The sequence below is a fragment of the Streptomyces sp. NPDC101132 genome, assembly GCF_044759225.1.
GTDB lineage: Bacteria > Actinomycetota > Actinomycetes > Streptomycetales > Streptomycetaceae > Streptomyces.
The window spans coordinates 246,714-262,740 of sequence record NZ_JBIVYX010000009.1 but is presented as its reverse complement, the minus strand read 5'-3'; the positions used below and the strand labels follow the sequence as shown (position 1 = coordinate 262,740).

The following is a 16,027-nucleotide window of genomic DNA, read 5'->3' as shown; positions in this document are numbered from 1 at the left end:
CCCGGGGCGGGTGGCCCGGGCGGGCGGGACGGTCCGCCGCGGGACGGCCACCGGGCGGCGGAAATGATCTTTGGCGGGCTCTCGACGTGTGGGTTACTCACTGGTTAGGGTGCGCCGACGAACATCCGATGGGGAGGGCACGTGGCCGGTACGGACGAGGACGAGGGCGCTGTGACGGCGGGGGACGCCGCCGGGCAGGACGCCGGCGGCTCGCTCTTCGTGCTGTCCGCGGTGCTGCTCACACCGGCACGGTTCCCCGGCGTCCTCGGCGACGACTACCCCGAGGCGTGCGCGCTGCTCGGCCTGACCCCGTCCGAGGAGGGGTACGGGATGGTGCTCGGCCAGGACGAGGAGGGCGCCCGCTGGACCGTGATCGTCGACGACGTGTCGCTGGTGGCGGTGGCCATCGCGTCCTGGGACTGCGGCATGGAGTACGACCTGTCGCCCGACGAGCGGACCATCGTGGCCTCCCTCGGGGGCTGGCCGATCGACCTCGCCGTGGCCGCGCCCGGCCTGCCCGAGCCGCACGATCCCGAGCAGGGTGCCGACGGGACCCTGCGGGTGCCGCTCGCGCCGCCGGCCGGGGGTGTGTGGGGGCCCGCGCAGCGGCGGATGGGCGCCGACGAGATCGGGGCCCGGTGGGGTGAGTGGCGCGAGCAGTTCGACGTGCCGGGGGACGACGAGTCCGACGGTCCCGAGGAGGGCGACGGAACGGCCGACGCCGCGGGCGAGGGCGGGGAGAGCGCCGGGGCGGCCCGCGACGGTGCCGCCGGCGGGCGGTACGGGCACGAGGGGGTGCGGCGGGTGCTGGACGAGGCGCGGGCGTACGTCGACGCGCCTCCGCCGCCGGGCCGGATCAGGTCGTCGTTCGTGTCGGACGAGGCGCGGATGCTGCGGGTGGACGGTCCCGGCTGGTCGATGGTGGCCCGTACCGACGACATCGCCTTCGTGCTGCTGGACGAGGAGCCCGGTGGTGTGATCCCGATCGGGCGCGGGCCCGAACTCCCCGGGCTGCTGGCCTCGTTGGACGAGATCGCGGTCCGGCCTTCCTGAGGGGCCACGGCCCCTGGGGGGTTCTGTCCTGCGTTTACGATCACGTGTGACATGTCGGCGTGACATGTGACATGGCGCGATCGGGAGGTACGGGCGTGACCCAGGTGCACTGCGAGCCCATCGGTACGGTGACCGGCGGACGGACCGAGGTCGTGGACGACGACTGGGGCCGCGAGACGGCGGTGATCCGCCTGGACCCGGACCGGTTCGGGCCCGAGGCGCTGTTCGGCCTGGCGGACTTCTCCCACATCGAGGTGGTCTACCACTTCGACCGGGTCGCCGAGGACCGGATCGAGACCGGTGCACGCCACCCGCGCGGCAACCGGGACTGGCCGCTGGTCGGCATCTTCGCCCAGCGCGGCAAGAACCGCCCCAACCGGCTGGCCGTCTCCCGCTGCAGCGTCCTGAAGGTCGAGGGTCTGGACGTGCACGTGGCCGGCCTCGACGCGGTCGACGGCACCCCCGTCCTGGACATCAAGCCCTGGATGGGCGAGTTCGGCCCGCGCGGCGAGGTGCGCCAGGCCGAGTGGTCCGCCGAGCTGATGCGCGACTACTACTGAGGTCGCCGCCGGGCAGCCGGGGCCGTGTGCGCAGCCCCGGCACCGCGTCAGACGCGTTCCAGCGGGACGTGCTCGCCCTCCGGCGCCTCGACGGTGATGGTGTCGCCGGGACGGACCACGCCGCCGCGGCGCACCACGCCCATCACGCCCGCCTTGCGCACGACAGCCCCCGACTCGTCCCGCCCGACGACCTGCTTGAGCAGCCCGTCCTGGAAGTTGTCGATCTGGAGGCACGGGTTCCGCAGGCCGGTGACCTCCACCACCGCGTCCTCCCCCAGGTGCAGCAGCGTGCCGCGCGAGAGCCCGAGCAGGTCGATGCCCTCGGTGGTGACGTTCTCGCCGAGCTGTCCGGCGGCCACCTCGAAGCCCGCCCCGGCGACCTCCTCGAACAGCTCCCGGTGGATCAGGTGCACCTGCCGGAGGTTCGGCTGAGTGGGGTCCTGCGCCACCCGCGAGCGGTGCTTGACCGTCACCCCGCAGTGCACGTCGCCTTCGACGCCCAGTCCGGTGAGCAGCGTGATGCTGTCCCGGTTCGGCTTGGTGAACGAGTACACGTCGTTCCTGCTGACCGCCGTGATGGTTGCGCCCATCCTCAGTCCTTCCCCCTCGTGTCCGGCCGGTTCCCGGCCTCAGCGTCCGAGCCGCTTGCGTCCCACGCCCCGTACCCGGCGCCGCTGCGCGTCGTCGAGCAGCAGGTACGCGGCGGCCGGCACGCCGATCAGGACGAGCAGGCCCGCCCAGAAACCGACGGCCCAGAACAGTACGATCGCCGCCACCACTCCGGCGGCGGCCACCTTCCCGCGGTTCGACATCCCGAACGCCTCCTTCCGGCCTCGTGCTCTCTCAACGCTCCGCGCCACGGCGCCGTTCCCACGACGCGGAAGTGACCCGGGTCACGGCGCGGCCGCTCCCGTCGGGGCGTCCGGCGGAGTACCCTCGGCCGCCCCGACCCCCAGTAGTCAAATTTGAGGATTGCGTGCTCCCAGAGATCTCCGACCTCGCCCGCTGCCACGCCGTCTTCCTGCCCGGATCGCCCGCCCGCACCGGCAGGTTCGCCTTCTGGCACCCCGGTCCCGACCCCGACGCGACGGCCGGCACGGCGCCCCAGGACGCCTTCCCCGCGGCCCTCCCGTCCGGCACCGACGAGGTACTCGCCACCGTGGCGCCCGGTACGGCCGGTGATCCCGCGCCGCGCCTCGTCCGGACGACCGCGCGCCTGGTCTCCGTACGGGACGCCCTGCCCCTGCTGACCCGGGCGCGCGCCGCCGCGCGCGACGAGCCCGCCCTGGCCGGGACGGCCGCCGCGTTCTGGGGCGCGGCGGTACTCCAGGCCCTCCACCTCACCGCGCGAGGACTGCTGCTGCCCGGTCTGACCGAGGACGGCCACGACGCGTGGCGGGCGGGGCCGCTCGGCACCGAGGACCACCGGAGGGTCCGTGAACTGGCGGCCGCCATGCCGCCCTCCGCCCACTGCGTCGCGCTGCCGGGACCGGGCCCGCTGCGGCTGCCCGATCCCGAGGCGCTGGTACGGGCCTTCCTCGACGCGGTGGCCGACACGCTGCCGCGCTCCCCCGCCGCCGGGACCGCCGCGGGCGGGCCGGCCTTCGCCGCCCTCCCGCCGCTCCGGCCGGGCGGGCCGGAACTCCGAGCCTGGGCCGCCGATGTGGCCGCCGGTCACGACGCGGGGGTGCGGATCTCGCTGCGCGTGGAGCTGACCGGGCTGCCGGACCCCGCCGGGGCCGGGGAGCCGGGCGGGCCGGACCTGTCGGGTGCCGTGTTCCGTGTCGTACTGCAATTGCACAGCCTCGGCGACGCCTCCGTGGTGGCCGACGCCGCCGACGTGTGGCGCGGCACCGGCGCCGCCGCCCGGTCCTTCTCGCCGCGGGCCCGGCTGGACGCGCTGCTCGCGCTGCGCCGGGCCGCGCTGCTCTGGTCGCCGCTGACCCCGATGCTGTCCGCCGCCGTGCCGGACGCGGTCGAACTGGCCGACGAGGAGGTCGCGGAGCTGCTGGGCGAGGCGTCCCGTGCGCTGGCCACCGACGGCGTGGACGTGCACTGGCCCCGGCAGCTGGCGCGCCGGCTGACCGCGCGGGCGGTGGTCGGCCCGCCGGACGAGCCCGGCGCGCACGGGCCGTCCGGCGGGACCGGACCGTACGGACCGGCGCACGTGTCGGGCGACGCCTCCCTGCTCTCGCCGGACGCGCTGCTCGCCTTCGACTGGTCGTTCGCGCTGGGCGACCGGCCGCTGTCCCGCGCCGAACTGGACCGGCTGGCCGAGGCGGGCCGGCCGCTGGTGCGGCTGCGCGACCGGTGGGTGCTGGTCGACCCCGAGGAGGCCCGGCGCGCCCGGCGGCGCCAGGACCGGAAGCTGCCCGTGGTGGACGCGCTGGCCGCCGTACTGACCGGCACGGCGGAGGTGGACGGCGAGCGGTTCGACGTCACCGCGACCGGCCCCCTGGAGCGCCTCCGGCAGCGGCTGGCCGACCCCGAGCGCCGCGACGAGCCGCACGGCGCGGGCGATCCCGTCCCGCCCGTGCCCCAACCGCCGGGGCTGAACGCCGTGTTGCGCGACTACCAGCTCCGCGGGCTGGACTGGCTGGCCCGGATGACGGCGCTCGGCCTCGGCGGCTGCCTGGCGGACGACATGGGTCTGGGCAAGACCGTGACCCTGATCGCGCTGCACCTGCACCGCCAGGGTGATCCCGCGACCGCGGGCCCCACCCTGGTCGTCTGCCCGGCCTCGCTGCTGGGCAACTGGGAGCGGGAGGTCCGGAAGTTCGCTCCCGGCACCCCGGTGCGGCGCTTCCACGGCGGTGCCCGGAGTCTGGCCGGCCCGGCCGACGGCGAGATCGTGCTGACCACGTACGGGACGATGCGCCTCGACGCGCCCGCGCTCGCCGCCGTCCCCTGGGGCCTGGTCGTCGCGGACGAGGCGCAGCACGTGAAGAACCCGGCCTCGGGCACGGCGCGGGCCCTGCGGACGATCGGCGGGAAGGCGCGGGTGGCGCTGACCGGCACCCCGGTCGAGAACAACCTGTCGGAGCTGTGGGCCGTACTGGACTGGACGACGCCCGGGCTGCTGGGGCGGCTGGGCACGTTCCGTTCGCGGTACGCGGCGGCGGTCGAGGGCGGGGCCGATCCCCTCGCGGCGCAGCGGCTGGCCGCGCTGGTGCGGCCGTTCCTGCTGCGGCGCCGGAAGTCCGATCCGGGCATCGCGCCCGAGCTGCCGCCGAAGACGGAGACCGACCACGCGGTGTCCCTGACGGCCGAACAGGCGGGCCTGTACGAGGCGGTGGTGCGGGAGACGCTCGCGGAGATCGCGGCCGCGGACGGGCTGGCGCGGCGCGGTCTGGTGGTGAAGCTGCTGACCTCGCTGAAGCAGATCTGCAATCACCCGGCGCAGTACCTGAAGGAGGAGCGGCCCCGGGTGCCGGGCCGCTCGGGGAAGCTGGAGCTGCTGGACGAACTGCTGGACACGGTCCTCGCGGAGGGCGGTTCGGTGCTGGTGTTCACGCAGTACGTGGCGATGGCCCGGATCATCGAGCGGCACCTGGCGGCGCGCGGCGTGGCGGCGCAGCTGCTGCACGGGGGTACGCCGGTGCGGCGGCGGGAGGAGCTGGTGGACCGGTTCCAGTCGGGTGGGGTGCCGGTGTTCCTGCTGTCGTTGCGGGCCGCGGGCACGGGGCTGAACCTCACGCGGGCCGGCCATGTGGTGCACTACGACCGCTGGTGGAACCCGGCGGTGGAGGCGCAGGCGACGGACCGCGCGTACCGCATCGGGCAGACGCAGCCGGTCCAGGTGCACCGGCTGGTGGCGGAGGGCACGGTCGAGGACCGGATCGCCGCGCTGCTGGAGCGGAAGAAGGCGCTGGCCGACGCGGTGCTGGCGGGCGGCGAGACCGCGCTGACCGAACTGACCGACGCGGAACTGGCGGAGCTGGTGGAGCTGCGGGGAGGCATGCGGTGACGGGGACCGGTACGGGTGCGGGTGCGGGTTCGGTTTCGGGGTACGGGGCTGCGGGCGGGGACGGGCGGGAGCTGACGTTCCCGGCGCTGCCGCCGGCCGCTCACGGGCGGGGGTTCGCGGACACGTGGTGGGGCCGGGCCTGGCTGCGGGCGCTGGAGCACAGCGCGCTCGACGGCGCGCAGGTCAAGCTCGGGCGGCGGGTGGCGCGGGCCGGCGGGGTGGGGGCGGTCTCGGTGCGTCCCGGGAGGCTGACGGCCGTGGTCACGGACGGGGACGGGGAGGCGTACCGCACCGATGTGCTGGTGCGGTGTTTCGACGCGGGTGACTGGGACCGGCTGCTGGCGGTCGCGGCCGCCGAGTCGGGGCACATCGCGGCGCTGCTGGACCGGGTGGTGCCGCCGGAGCTGGTGCAGGACGCGGATGCCGCCGGGGTGGAACTCCTGCCGGGCATCGGTGACTTGGAGCCCGCGTGTGAGTGCGGGGAGTGGGACCACTGTGCGCACAGCGTGGCCCTGTGCCACGAGGTGGCGCGGCTGCTGGACCATGATCCGTTCGTGCTGCTGCTGTTGCGGGGGCGCGGGGAGGGCGAGGTGCTGGACGGGTTGCAGGTGCGGGCGGCAGGGGTGGCCGGGGCGGGCGCGGGGGCCGGTGTCGGGGCCGGGGCCGGTGCCGGCTCCGGGGCCGGTGCGCTGGGCGGCGTCGGCGGTGGTGCGGACGGGGCGGGCGCCGCGGGAGGCGGGGACGGGGTGGAGGGGGAAGAGGGGGTGGACGCGGCCGAGGCGTTCGCCACCGCCGCGATCCTGTTGGCGCCGTTGCCGGAGCTGCCGGACGTGCCGGGGGTGCCGGGGGTGCCGCCGTCACTGGACACGGAGCGGGAGCCGGGGGGCGGGGTGGACGTGGACGCGCTGGAGTTCCTGGCCGAGTCCGCGGCCCGGGTGGCCCACCGGATGCTGGCCGAGGCGGTGGCGCCGGGCCATGAAGTCCGTGGGTACGAGGCTTCGCTGACGCCGGATCAGGATGCGGTGCGGCTTGCCGCCGACGCCGCCGACCTGCGGGTGCTGGGACGGCTGGCGGCCGGTACGGGGCGCGACCGGCGTGGGCTGGCGCTGGCGGTGCGGGCCTGGCGGTACGGGGGTGCCGCGGCGCTGGAGGTGCTGGAGGAGGAGTGGGATCCGGGGCGGGAGGACCGGGCGCGGATGCGGGCGGCGCTGGCGGCGGCCTGGGAGGAGGGCGAGGGCCCGGTGCTGCGCGGGGTGCGGAACCGGTGGACCGTACGGGATTCCGGTGCGCAGCTGCGTTACGGGCGCGACGGGCGCTGGTGGCCCTTCCGCGAGGAGGCCGGCCGGTGGGTGCCCGCGGGTGCGGGCGAGCCGGACCCGGCCGCGGCCCTGTCGGTACTGGAGCCGGGTGATCCGGACCCGGGCGACTCGTAGCCGGCCGGACCGGTACGGGGCAGCGCCTTGCCGACGGCCCCGTGCAGCGGCGGGGCGGCCCGGGGATCCGTGGTGCCGCGGCGTCGTCACCCGACGCGGCGGCCGCGCGCCGGCGGGGTCAGCGCGTCGCGGCCTCCAGGAGGAGGCGGGACAGTTCGTGCGGCTGGGAGAGCATCGGCCAGTGGCCGGTGTCGAGTTCGGCCAGGCGCCAGGTGTCGTGCTGGAGGAGCGCGGTCACGTCGGGGCCCGGTTCGGCGCCGTCCAGCAGGCATTTCACGTACAGGGCGGGCAGTTCGCCGAGCGGGTGGTCGAGTACGGCCGGTTCGGTGAGGGTCGCGCCGGGGTGCGGGGTGGCACCGGCGACGATGCGCTCGACCTGCGCGTCGGTGAGGCCCTGGCCGGCGTACTCGGCCGCGGACGGTGGCGGCCAGAAGCCGTCGTGGGCCGCGAGGGCGGCCTCCACCGCGGCGCGGCCGTCGGGCCAGGCGGAGAGGAACGACTCGCCGTGGACGGGGACGTTGGAGTCGACGAAGACGACCCGGGTGAGGCGGTCGCCGATGCGCTCGGCGGCCTGGCCGACGGGGATGCCCGAGTAGCTGTGCCCCACCAGCACCACGTCGCGCAGGTCCGCGCCGACGACGGCGTCGACGACGTCCTGGACGTGGGTGGCCTGTCCGGCGGGGGTGCCGCGGCGCTCGGCCAGCCCGGTCAGGGTCAGCGGGTGTGCGCCGTGGCCGGCCGCGCGGAGGTCGCGTACGACGGCGTCCCAGGCCCAGGCCCCGAGCCAGGCGCCCGGCACGAGTACGAATTCGCTCATGGCCGCCACGCTAGCCGCGGGCACTGACAACGGGCCGTCCGCTGCGGGCGGCCGCGCCGGAGCCGCTGACGGCACGCGGCCGCGGCTGCGCCGCGCGCCGGGTCACAGCCGGTCGGCGGCGGTGGTCCGGCGACGCGGGCCGGCCGCCTCGCGGATCTCCTCGGTGGCCGCGTGGAAGGCGGGGGCGGCGCGGCTGAAGTAGTCGAAGAGCAGGTCGAGTTCGTCGGCGGAGTAGGTGTCGAGGAGTTCGGCGATGCGGCGCCTGGCCGGGGAGACGACGTCGTCCACGCCGGTGAGCGCGTACGGCACGGGTTCGACGAGCACCTTGCGGCGGTCCCCGGGATCGGTGGTGCGGCGTACGTAGCCGGCCCGCTGGAGGCGGTCGATGAGGCGGGTGGTGGCGCCGGTGGTGAGCCCGGTCCGGGCGGAGAGTTCGCCGGAGGTGAGCGGTCCCTCGCGGGTGAGGTGGCTGAGGGCGAACCATTCGGAGGGCTGGAGTCCGGCGGCTTCGGCGCCGGCCATTCCGTGCAGGCCGACGGCGTCGACGTACTGGCGGAAGACGGCGCGCCGGTCCTCCGGGCGCCGGTCTTCCGCGCCCCGGTCGTCCGGGCGCCCGTCGTCTGGCGCGGTGCCGGGCATGGTTCCCCCTGGGTGCCTCGCGGTGTCTGCGGGGTGGCGTCGTGGTGGCGCGGCCCGTCGGCAACCCTAGCCAAGGCCGCGGTGGGGCGCCCGTCCGGCGTGCGGTGCCAATCGGCCGTATCGGCGCGGCGGGACCGGGAGTCGGTGGCCGACGCGCTCCTTGCCGGGGCCGGGGGCCGGTACGACGATGGGGGGCGCCGGAGGGCTCGCGGCGGCGCGGGCGGGGCACCCGAGGGCGGGAGGCGTGTTGAGTGATCCGTGGGTGGCGTTGCCGGCCGGTGCCGATCCGGCGCGGCGGTCGCGTGAACTGCGGCGGGCGCACGCCGTGTTCACCACGGAGGGGCGGTTGGGGCCGCCGGTGCGGACGGTGGTGGCCGAATCGTGGCGGCGGTGCGCGCGGGCCCGGGTGAGCCCGGAGTGCGCGGCGCGGGTGGAGCTGCCGGACGCGGAGCTGGCGGCGTACCGGGAGCAGCATTTGCTGGCGCGGGTGATGCCGGTGGTGCGGGAGTTGGTGGGGGCGTTCGCGTCGGACGGGGAGCACCTCCTCGCGGTGTGCGACGCGGGCGGGCGGCTGATGTGGGTGGAGGGGCACGCGGCGACGCGGCGGCGGGCGGACGGGCTGGGGTTCGTGCCGGGGGCGCGATGGGCGGAGTCGGCGATGGGGACGAACGCGCCGGGGACGGCGATGGCGCTGGACCGTCCGGTGCAGGTGTTCGGTGCGGAGCACTTCAGCAGGCGGGTGCATCCGTGGACGTGTGCGGCGGCGCCGTTGCACGATCCGCGGAGCGGGCGGCTGCTGGGGGCGGTGGACATCACGGGCGGGGACGGGCTGGCGCATCCGCATTCGCTGGCGTTCGTGCAGGCGGTGGCGCGGGCGGCGGAGTCGCAGCTGGCGCTGCTGGCGCCGGAGCCCGCGGCGGCGGCGGACGGGCTGCGGGTCCTGGGGCGGGACGAGGCGGTGTTCGCGCGGGACGGGCGGCGGGTGCGGCTGGGGCGGCGGCACAGCGAGATCCTGCTGTTGCTGGCCTGCCGTCCGGAGGGGGTGACGGGGGACGAGCTGCTGGTGGGACTGTACGAGGATGAAACGGTGTCACCTGTGACATTGCGCGTTGAAATGTCGCGGCTGCGGGCTCTGCTGGGGCCGGGCGTCCTGCTGTCCCGGCCCTACCGGCTGGCGTCCCCGGTGACGACGGACCACGCGTTCGTGGCGGAGCAGCTGGCGCTGGGCGCGGTGTCCGCCGCCCTGTCGGCGTACGCCGGTCCCCTGCTGCCGTCCTCGACGGCTCCGGAGGTCGTCCGGCTGCGGCGCCGGCTCGCGGACCGGCTGCGGGCGGCGCTGATCGCGCGGGGCGACGCGGGGCTGCTCGGCGACTGGGCGTACAGCCCGTGGGGCGAGGGGGACCCGGAGATCTGGCGGGCCCTCGCGCACGCCCTGCCGGCCGACCGCCGGGGCCCGGCCCTGGCCCGGGCGCGGGCGCTGGACGCCGAACTGGGCCTGTGCGCCGTCTCCCGGGCAACGTCCGCGCAACGTACCGGCTCCTAGCCTCGCGGCGAGCGCCCGTCACCGCGGACGGGCGCCTCTTCGGGAGGAGTCAGGGATGACCCGTTACGCAGCGCCCGGCACCGAGGGCTCGCTCGTCGAGTACGCGCCCCGCTACGACCACTGGATCGGCGGCGCGTACGTACCGCCCGCGCGCGGCGGGTACTTCGAGAACCCCTCCCCGGTCAACGGCCGGCCGTTCACGGAGGTCGCCCGGGGCACGGCCGAGGACGTGGAGCGGGCGCTGGACGCCGCGCACGCCGCGGCGCCGGCCTGGGGCCGCACCCCGGCGGCGGAGCGTTCGGCGGTCCTGCTGCGCATCGCCGACCGCATGGAGCAGAACCTCGAACGCCTCGCGGTCGCCGAGACGTGGGAGAACGGCAAGCCGGTGCGCGAGACCCTGGCGGCCGACATCCCCCTCGCGATCGACCACTTCCGCTACTTCGCGGGCGCGCTGCGCGCGCAGGAGGGTGCGCTGAGCGAGGTGGACGACGACACGGTCGCGTACCACTTCCACGAGCCGCTGGGCGTGGTGGCCCAGATCATCCCCTGGAACTTCCCGATCCTGATGGCGGTGTGGAAGCTGGCGCCGGCGCTGGCCGCCGGGAACGCGGTGGTCCTGAAGCCGGCCGAGCAGACCCCGGCGTCCGTGCACTTCTGGATGGGGCTGGTCGCCGACCTGCTGCCGCCGGGCGTCGTCAACATCGTCAACGGCTTCGGCGAGGAGGCGGGCAAGCCGCTGGCGACGAGCCCGCGGGTCGCGAAGATCGCGTTCACCGGTGAGACGTCCACCGGCCGTCTGATCATGCAGTACGCGGCGGAGCACCTGAAGCCCGTCACGCTGGAGCTGGGCGGCAAGAGCCCGAACATCTTCTTCGACGACGTCTGGGCGGTGGACGACGACCTGCGCGACAAGGCCCTGGAGGGCTTCACGATGTTCGCGCTGAACCAGGGCGAGGTGTGTACGTGCCCCTCGCGCGCCCTGATCGGGCGCGGCCGGTACGGGGACTTCCTGGACGCCGCCGTGGCGCGTACCGAACTCATCACGCCCGGGCACCCGCTGGACACGGACACCATGATCGGCGCCCAGGCCTCCGACGACCAGCTGAAGAAGATCCTCTCGTACCTGGAGATCGGGCAGCGGGAGGGCGCGAAGATCCTGACGGGTGGTCAGCGGATCGAGTACGACGGCGAGCTCGCGGGCGGCTACTACGTCCAGCCGACCATCTTCGAGGGGGACAACCGCATGCGGGTCTTCCAGGAGGAGATCTTCGGGCCGGTGGTCTCGGTGACGTCGTTCCGGGACTTCGAGGACGCGATCCGGATCGCGAACGACACGTCGTACGGCCTGGGGGCGGGCGTCTGGACCCGCGACATCAACACGGCGTACCGCGCGGGCCGCGCGATCCAGGCGGGCCGCGTCTGGACGAACTGCTACCACGCCTACCCGGCCCACGCGGCCTTCGGCGGCTACAAGCAGTCCGGCATCGGCCGGGAGACCCACAAGATGATGCTGGACCACTACCAGCAGACGAAGAACGTCCTGGTCTCGTACTCGCCCAAGAAGCTCGGCTTCTTCTAGGAGTGGCCGCGGGGGTGCGGGCGCCCGGGCCGGCCGCCTGGGGGCACCCTCGGGTCTTCCGCACCCGGTTCCCCGGTGGGGCCGGGTGCGGTCGGGCCGTGCTCGGTCAGTCGCAGCAGTCGCAGCAGCACTTGCAGGGGTTGCAGCAGCCGCCGCCACCGCCGCAGCCGTCGCCCGAACCGCCGCCGGAACCGCCGGAACCGCCGTGGCCGCCGTGGCCGCCGCCCGAACCGCCGGAGAAGCCGCCCGAGTTGCCTCCGCCGTGGCCGCCGTGGCCGCCGAACCAGCCGTCGCCGCCGGAATCGCTGCCGCGGGAGCCGTTCCGGCCCGGACCGCCGCTGCCGCCGCCGAAGTCCCAGGGTTCTCCCTCGTCGGCGTTGCAGCGGCAGCAGCCGAAGCACAACGTGCAGTGGGCGCACAGCTGCCGCCACTGGCCGCACCGCCGGCACTGCCCCTCCGGCGGACGGCCCGACGCCATCGGCGCGCCCTCCGGGGCCACGCCCGCGAGCGACCCGACACCGCAGGCCGCGCCGGTGGGTATGCCGGCGCCGGTGCCGGTCTCCGCGGGCGTTCCCGTCGCCGTACGGCGTCCCAGCCAGGGAAGCATGCGCAGGCCGCGCGACTGCGGGCGGTGCCGGTGGTGACGGTGCCGGGGGTCGAAGACGCGGTCGACGGCGCGCTCCAGCTCGCCGCCCAGCAGGGCCCGTACCAGGCGGCCGTCGACGAACACGGCGTCGGACAGGGCGAGTCGGATGCCGTGGACGGCGTCGTCGCAGAGCCGGCGCACCTCGGTGAGGTCCGCGCCGGTGACGGCGATCGGGTTCCACGCGCCTGACGTCTCGTCGGCCGCCAGGTCCTCCACGGCGTCCAGCAGGTGCGCCAGCCGGCCGAACAGCCGGCCGGCCTCCGCCAGCGGTGCGGCGTTGCCCGGGCGGTCGGTGAGCACCGCGGTGTGCGCGAAGGCGGCCGCGGTCGCCGTCTCCGTGGGCTCGGTGACCGTCAGCAGCGAGCCGCCGGGGCCGGTGGACCGTTCGATCTCCGGCTGGCGCTCGACCGCCCCGATCAGCACGGCGGTGTCGAAGCCGAGCCGTACGCCGCCCTCGGCGCCCGCCCGGTCCCAGCCGTGGGCGATCCGGCGGGCCGCCAGCGCCACCGGCCGGCGCGCCACCAGGCCGTCGCCGTCGGCCACGTGGTCGCGTATCTTCGCCGCGGCCAGCACCAGGGACACCGTGGCCGCCAGCCGCGCGCCCTCGCCCTGTGCCACGTCCGCCGACCGCATGCCGCGCAGCGGGCACGGGCCGGCACCGCGCCGCCAGTCGCCGGTGCGCTCCGACTGCGCCTCGGTCAGCACCGAGACGATCAGGCCGTCGTAGTTGGTGGCCACCCGCGCGAACTGTCCGTACTCGCTGCGCAGTGCGAGGCACAGCCCGCACAGGTGCGCCATCCACTCGGTACGCAGGCCTTCGCCCAGGCGATGACGGCAGGGCCTGATGATTCCGAACACCGAACTTCTCCCCCGTAAGAACACAGCCACGACGGCGTGACGTCAGCCGCACGTGACAGCAACACGCGGCCGACATCCTAGATGGTTCCCTCCGGTTGCCCGCCGGGCGGCGGAGCGGTGCGGGACCAGGGGATCTCGGCCCAGACCTGTTTGCCGCCGCTGAGCGGCACCGAGCCCCAGGACGCCGTCATCGCCTCGACGATGAGCAGCCCCCGGCCGCCGGTCGACTCCCAGCTCACCGACACCGGTTTGACGGGGCTGCGGGGCGACGCGTCGCTCACGGCGATCCGCAGCCGGTCCGCCGAGAGGGTCAGGTCCATGCCCACCTCGCCCTGGGTGTGCGCGATGGCGTTGGTGACCAGCTCGGACACGACCAGCAGGGCCGCGTCGAGTTCGTCCGCCGCTCCCCAGGAGCGGAGGGTGCGCGCGGCGAAGCGGCGGGCGTGCAGGACCGCGTCGGGCAGCCGCCACACCTTCCAGTGGCTGCGCAGCGGCCGGTCCCGTGTGCCGTCGTAGCGCAGCAGGAGCAGCGCCACGTCGTCGTCGCGCCGGCCGGCGGCGACGAGCAGTTCGTCGGCGACGGCTCCGGCGTCGACCGGGCCGGCCACGGCGAGCACGTCGCGCACCCGCCGCATGCCCTCCTCCAGCGGCATCCGGGCGGACTCGACCAGGCCGTCGGTCAGCAGCACCAGCAGGGTTCCGGGGAGCAGGCCCGCTTCGGTCATGGGGAACTCGGCTTCCGCGAGCACGCCCAGCGGGGGCCCGCCCTCGACCACCAGTTCCTCGGTGATGCCGTCGGGGTGGCGGAGCAGCGGCGGCAGGTGGCCGGCCCGTACGACCTTGGCGATGCCCTCCTCCATGTCCAGGTCCACGTACCCGCAGGTGGCGAAGAGGTCGGTCTCCATGCCGACGAGCAGCCGGTTGGCCCGGGCGACCACCACGTCGGCGGGGTGGCCCTCCACCGCGTACGCCCTGACCGCCGTGCGCATCTGGCCCATGATGGTGGCCGCCGCGGCGCTGTGGCCCTGTACGTCCCCGATGACGAAGGCGACGTGGCCGCCGCCGAGCGGGATGACGTCGTACCAGTCGCCGCCGACCTCGAGTCCGGCCGTCGCGGGGAGGTAGCGGGCGACGGCGACCCCGCCGGGGAGTTCGGGGAGTTTGCGGGGCAGCAGGCTGCGCTGGAGCATGGTGGCGAGTTCGTGGCCGGCGTCCAGGGCGTGGGCGCGTACCAGGGCCTGGCCCACCAGGCCCGCGGTCGCGGTCAGCAGCGACCGCTCTTCCGGTCCGAAGCGGTGTTCGGCGTCCCACCCCACCAGGCACGCGCCCACGGTCCTGCCCTCGGCGGCCAGCGGCAGCACGGCGAGACCGCCGGGTCCCACGCCCAGCAGGCCGCGTTCGAGGGCGGCGCCGGGGGGCCACAGGCTGAGGTGTCCCCCGCGCAGCGCGCTCTGCAGGGTGGGCAGGTCGCCGAGCGGCAGGTCGGGCCACTCGGAGCGCCATTCCGAGCGCCAGGCCTCGGGCCAGGCGTCGGGTTCGGGCGGGTCGAGGCAGGTGATGACGAGCCGTTCCGGTTCCAGTTCGCCGATGGCGACGCGGGCGGCGCCGAGGGGTTCGCGCAGGGCGGCGACCGCGAGCCGGCTGACTTCCCGGATGGTCGCCGCACCCGCCAGGGTGGCGGACAGCCGTTGGACGAGGGAGACCTCGTCGGCGCTGGGCCGCAGGTACGTGGCGTCGGCGACCACGCCCAGGACGCGGCGCGGTGTGCCGTCGGGGTCCGCCTCGACGCGGCAGCGCAGGCCCAGCCAGCGCAGCTCGCCGTTGGGGCGGTGGACGCGGAAGGCCAGCTGCTGTCCGTCGGGGGCCGGCCGGTCCGGCTCGACGATCGCCATGAGGGCGGGCATGTCGTCGGGGACGGCGCGGGCGAGCAGGGTTTCCACCTTTCCGTCGAACTCCTCGGGGGACAGGCCGAGCAGCTCCAGGACGTGGGCGTGGGCCTCCATGCGGCCGGTGCTCAGTTCGACGATGAACGCGCCGCCCTGGTGCGGCACCAGGGACTGGGCGAGGTGCGCCTGGGGGGCCTTGCGTCCGGCGGAGCGGGCGGCGACGGATTCGAGTCCGGCGGCCACCTGGTCGGCGTAGAGCTCCAGGAGGCTGCGGCGGTCGGGGCTGAAGCCGCCCCGGACCTCGCCGGCGACGACGAGGCACCCGAGCTCCTGGTCGCCGTGGCCGAGGGGCAGCGCGCCGAGGGAGATCCCGGACGGCGGGTCGGGGTCGGGGGCGGGGTCGGCGTCGGGGTCGGGGTCGGGGTCACCTTCGCGGATCCGGGCGGGGCCCTGGTGGGGGTCGGCGGTGAACGGGGCGGGTTCCCCGGGGGCCAGCCACAGGGCGCGGCCGTCGCGGAAGGCGTGGGCGGCGGGCGAGCGGCCGGCCACGGCGAGGACGGCGGGCAGTGCGTGGAGGAGGCCCCGGTTGCCGGTCAGCTCGGCCAGATGGAGTTCCCTGCCCTGGTCGGCGACCACGTAGACAGCGGCGAGCTCGGCGCCGCAGAACGCAAAGCCACGACTGGTCACCGTCCGCGTCGCCTCCTCCGGGGGTTGCGCCGGCCGCCTCCCCTCCATGCTGTCGCGCCCGGGACCGTCCGGGCGAGTCGGGCCGCGGCCGGGGCCCTGAGCTGCTGCGGCGTGCGGCGCCCGGCTGATCGGCGTGGCCTGCTTGACCGGCCGGGCGGGCGCCTCCAGAGTCGGAATCCGGTCCTGGGCGACCGGCACCCCGCGTGACTTCACCCCCCGTGACTCCGCACCCGACCGTAAGGGCCGCCATCGTGACCGGACGCACCCCTGAGCCGACCCGGAGCCCGGGACCGGGCGAATCCTCGGGCGTACCCCGGGGCGGACCCCCGGGCGAGCCCCTGGGCGAGCCCCGATGGCCG

The 16,027-nt window shown here is 75.7% G+C and carries 12 protein-coding genes; 6 read left to right on the top strand and 6 right to left on the bottom strand.

Going from position 1 to position 16,027, the window contains the following annotated elements; translation table 11 throughout:
• Nucleotides 1-141 precede the first annotated feature (141 nt).
• Nucleotides 142-1,053 carry a hypothetical protein gene (locus tag ACIQUR_RS22350; RefSeq protein ID WP_403666839.1) on the top strand — a complete coding sequence of 304 codons (912 nt, stop codon included), beginning with the start codon at nucleotides 142-144 and terminating at the stop codon, nucleotides 1,051-1,053.
• A gap of 71 nt (nucleotides 1,054-1,124) precedes the next feature.
• Nucleotides 1,125-1,613 (top strand): SAM-dependent methyltransferase, encoded by a 489-nt coding sequence (locus ACIQUR_RS22345; RefSeq protein ID WP_403666837.1) that lies wholly within the window; start codon nucleotides 1,125-1,127, stop codon nucleotides 1,611-1,613.
• Nucleotides 1,614-1,660: 47 nt separating this feature from the next.
• On the opposite strand, the gene ACIQUR_RS22340 is transcribed toward ACIQUR_RS22345, so the two are convergent.
• Nucleotides 1,661-2,203, bottom strand: a complete 543-nt coding sequence (locus ACIQUR_RS22340; RefSeq protein ID WP_403666834.1) for an MOSC domain-containing protein — start codon at nucleotides 2,201-2,203, stop codon at nucleotides 1,661-1,663.
• Between the two features lie 39 nt (nucleotides 2,204-2,242).
• Nucleotides 2,243-2,425: a hypothetical protein gene (locus ACIQUR_RS22335; RefSeq protein WP_403666833.1), complete on the bottom strand. Its 183-nt coding sequence runs from the start codon at nucleotides 2,423-2,425 to the stop codon at nucleotides 2,243-2,245.
• A 164-nt stretch (nucleotides 2,426-2,589) separates the two neighbouring features.
• Here ACIQUR_RS22335 and ACIQUR_RS22330 point away from each other — a divergent pair, with 164 nt between their 5' ends.
• Nucleotides 2,590-5,580 carry a DEAD/DEAH box helicase gene (locus ACIQUR_RS22330; RefSeq protein ID WP_403666832.1) on the top strand — a complete coding sequence of 997 codons (2,991 nt, stop codon included), beginning with the start codon at nucleotides 2,590-2,592 and terminating at the stop codon, nucleotides 5,578-5,580.
• Nucleotides 5,577-7,013 carry an SWF or SNF family helicase gene (locus ACIQUR_RS22325; protein ID WP_403666829.1) on the top strand — a complete coding sequence of 479 codons (1,437 nt, stop codon included), beginning with the start codon at nucleotides 5,577-5,579 and terminating at the stop codon, nucleotides 7,011-7,013. The genes ACIQUR_RS22330 and ACIQUR_RS22325 overlap by 4 nt, the downstream gene beginning before the upstream one ends.
• Before the next feature lie 118 nt (nucleotides 7,014-7,131).
• Here the strand turns inward: ACIQUR_RS22325 and ACIQUR_RS22320 are convergent, their stop codons facing one another.
• Both ACIQUR_RS22320 and ACIQUR_RS22315 read right to left on the bottom strand, forming a co-directional pair.
• The gene (locus tag ACIQUR_RS22320) at nucleotides 7,132-7,830 is read right to left on the bottom strand and encodes an alpha/beta fold hydrolase (protein WP_403666826.1); all 699 of its coding nucleotides are present in this window, start codon (nucleotides 7,828-7,830) and stop codon (nucleotides 7,132-7,134) included.
• Between the two features lie 102 nt (nucleotides 7,831-7,932).
• Nucleotides 7,933-8,469 (bottom strand): MarR family winged helix-turn-helix transcriptional regulator, encoded by a 537-nt coding sequence (locus tag ACIQUR_RS22315; protein WP_403666823.1) that lies wholly within the window; start codon nucleotides 8,467-8,469, stop codon nucleotides 7,933-7,935.
• 247 nt (nucleotides 8,470-8,716) lie between these two features.
• Between ACIQUR_RS22315 and ACIQUR_RS22310 the strand changes: the two genes are divergently transcribed.
• Nucleotides 8,717-10,012, top strand: a complete 1,296-nt coding sequence (locus tag ACIQUR_RS22310; protein WP_403666821.1) for a GAF domain-containing protein — start codon at nucleotides 8,717-8,719, stop codon at nucleotides 10,010-10,012.
• 55 nt (nucleotides 10,013-10,067) lie between these two features.
• Nucleotides 10,068-11,591 carry an aldehyde dehydrogenase family protein gene (locus ACIQUR_RS22305; RefSeq protein WP_403666818.1) on the top strand — a complete coding sequence of 508 codons (1,524 nt, stop codon included), beginning with the start codon at nucleotides 10,068-10,070 and terminating at the stop codon, nucleotides 11,589-11,591.
• Between the two features lie 106 nt (nucleotides 11,592-11,697).
• On the opposite strand, the gene ACIQUR_RS22300 is transcribed toward ACIQUR_RS22305, so the two are convergent.
• Nucleotides 11,698-13,095 (bottom strand): DUF5685 family protein, encoded by a 1,398-nt coding sequence (locus ACIQUR_RS22300; protein WP_403666815.1) that lies wholly within the window; start codon nucleotides 13,093-13,095, stop codon nucleotides 11,698-11,700.
• A 77-nt stretch (nucleotides 13,096-13,172) separates the two neighbouring features.
• On the bottom strand, nucleotides 13,173-15,668 hold the full coding sequence (locus tag ACIQUR_RS22295) for a SpoIIE family protein phosphatase (RefSeq protein WP_403666812.1): 2,496 nt from the start codon (nucleotides 15,666-15,668) through the stop codon (nucleotides 13,173-13,175).
• Nucleotides 15,669-16,027 lie beyond the last annotated feature (359 nt).

Excerpts from the sequence above, each read along its gene's own strand:
- ACIQUR_RS22320 (WP_403666826.1), bottom strand. The coding sequence starts at position 7,830 with ATGAGCGAATTCGTACTCGTGCCGGGCGCCTGGCTCGGGGCCTGGGCC.
- ACIQUR_RS22335 (WP_403666833.1), bottom strand. The coding sequence starts at position 2,425 with ATGTCGAACCGCGGGAAGGTGGCCGCCGCCGGAGTGGTGGCGGCGATC.
- ACIQUR_RS22345 (WP_403666837.1), top strand. The coding sequence starts at position 1,125 with ATGGCGCGATCGGGAGGTACGGGCGTGACCCAGGTGCACTGCGAGCCC.
- ACIQUR_RS22305 (WP_403666818.1), top strand. The coding sequence starts at position 10,068 with ATGACCCGTTACGCAGCGCCCGGCACCGAGGGCTCGCTCGTCGAGTAC.
- ACIQUR_RS22340 (WP_403666834.1), bottom strand. The coding sequence starts at position 2,203 with ATGGGCGCAACCATCACGGCGGTCAGCAGGAACGACGTGTACTCGTTC.
- ACIQUR_RS22315 (WP_403666823.1), bottom strand. The coding sequence starts at position 8,469 with ATGCCCGGCACCGCGCCAGACGACGGGCGCCCGGACGACCGGGGCGCG.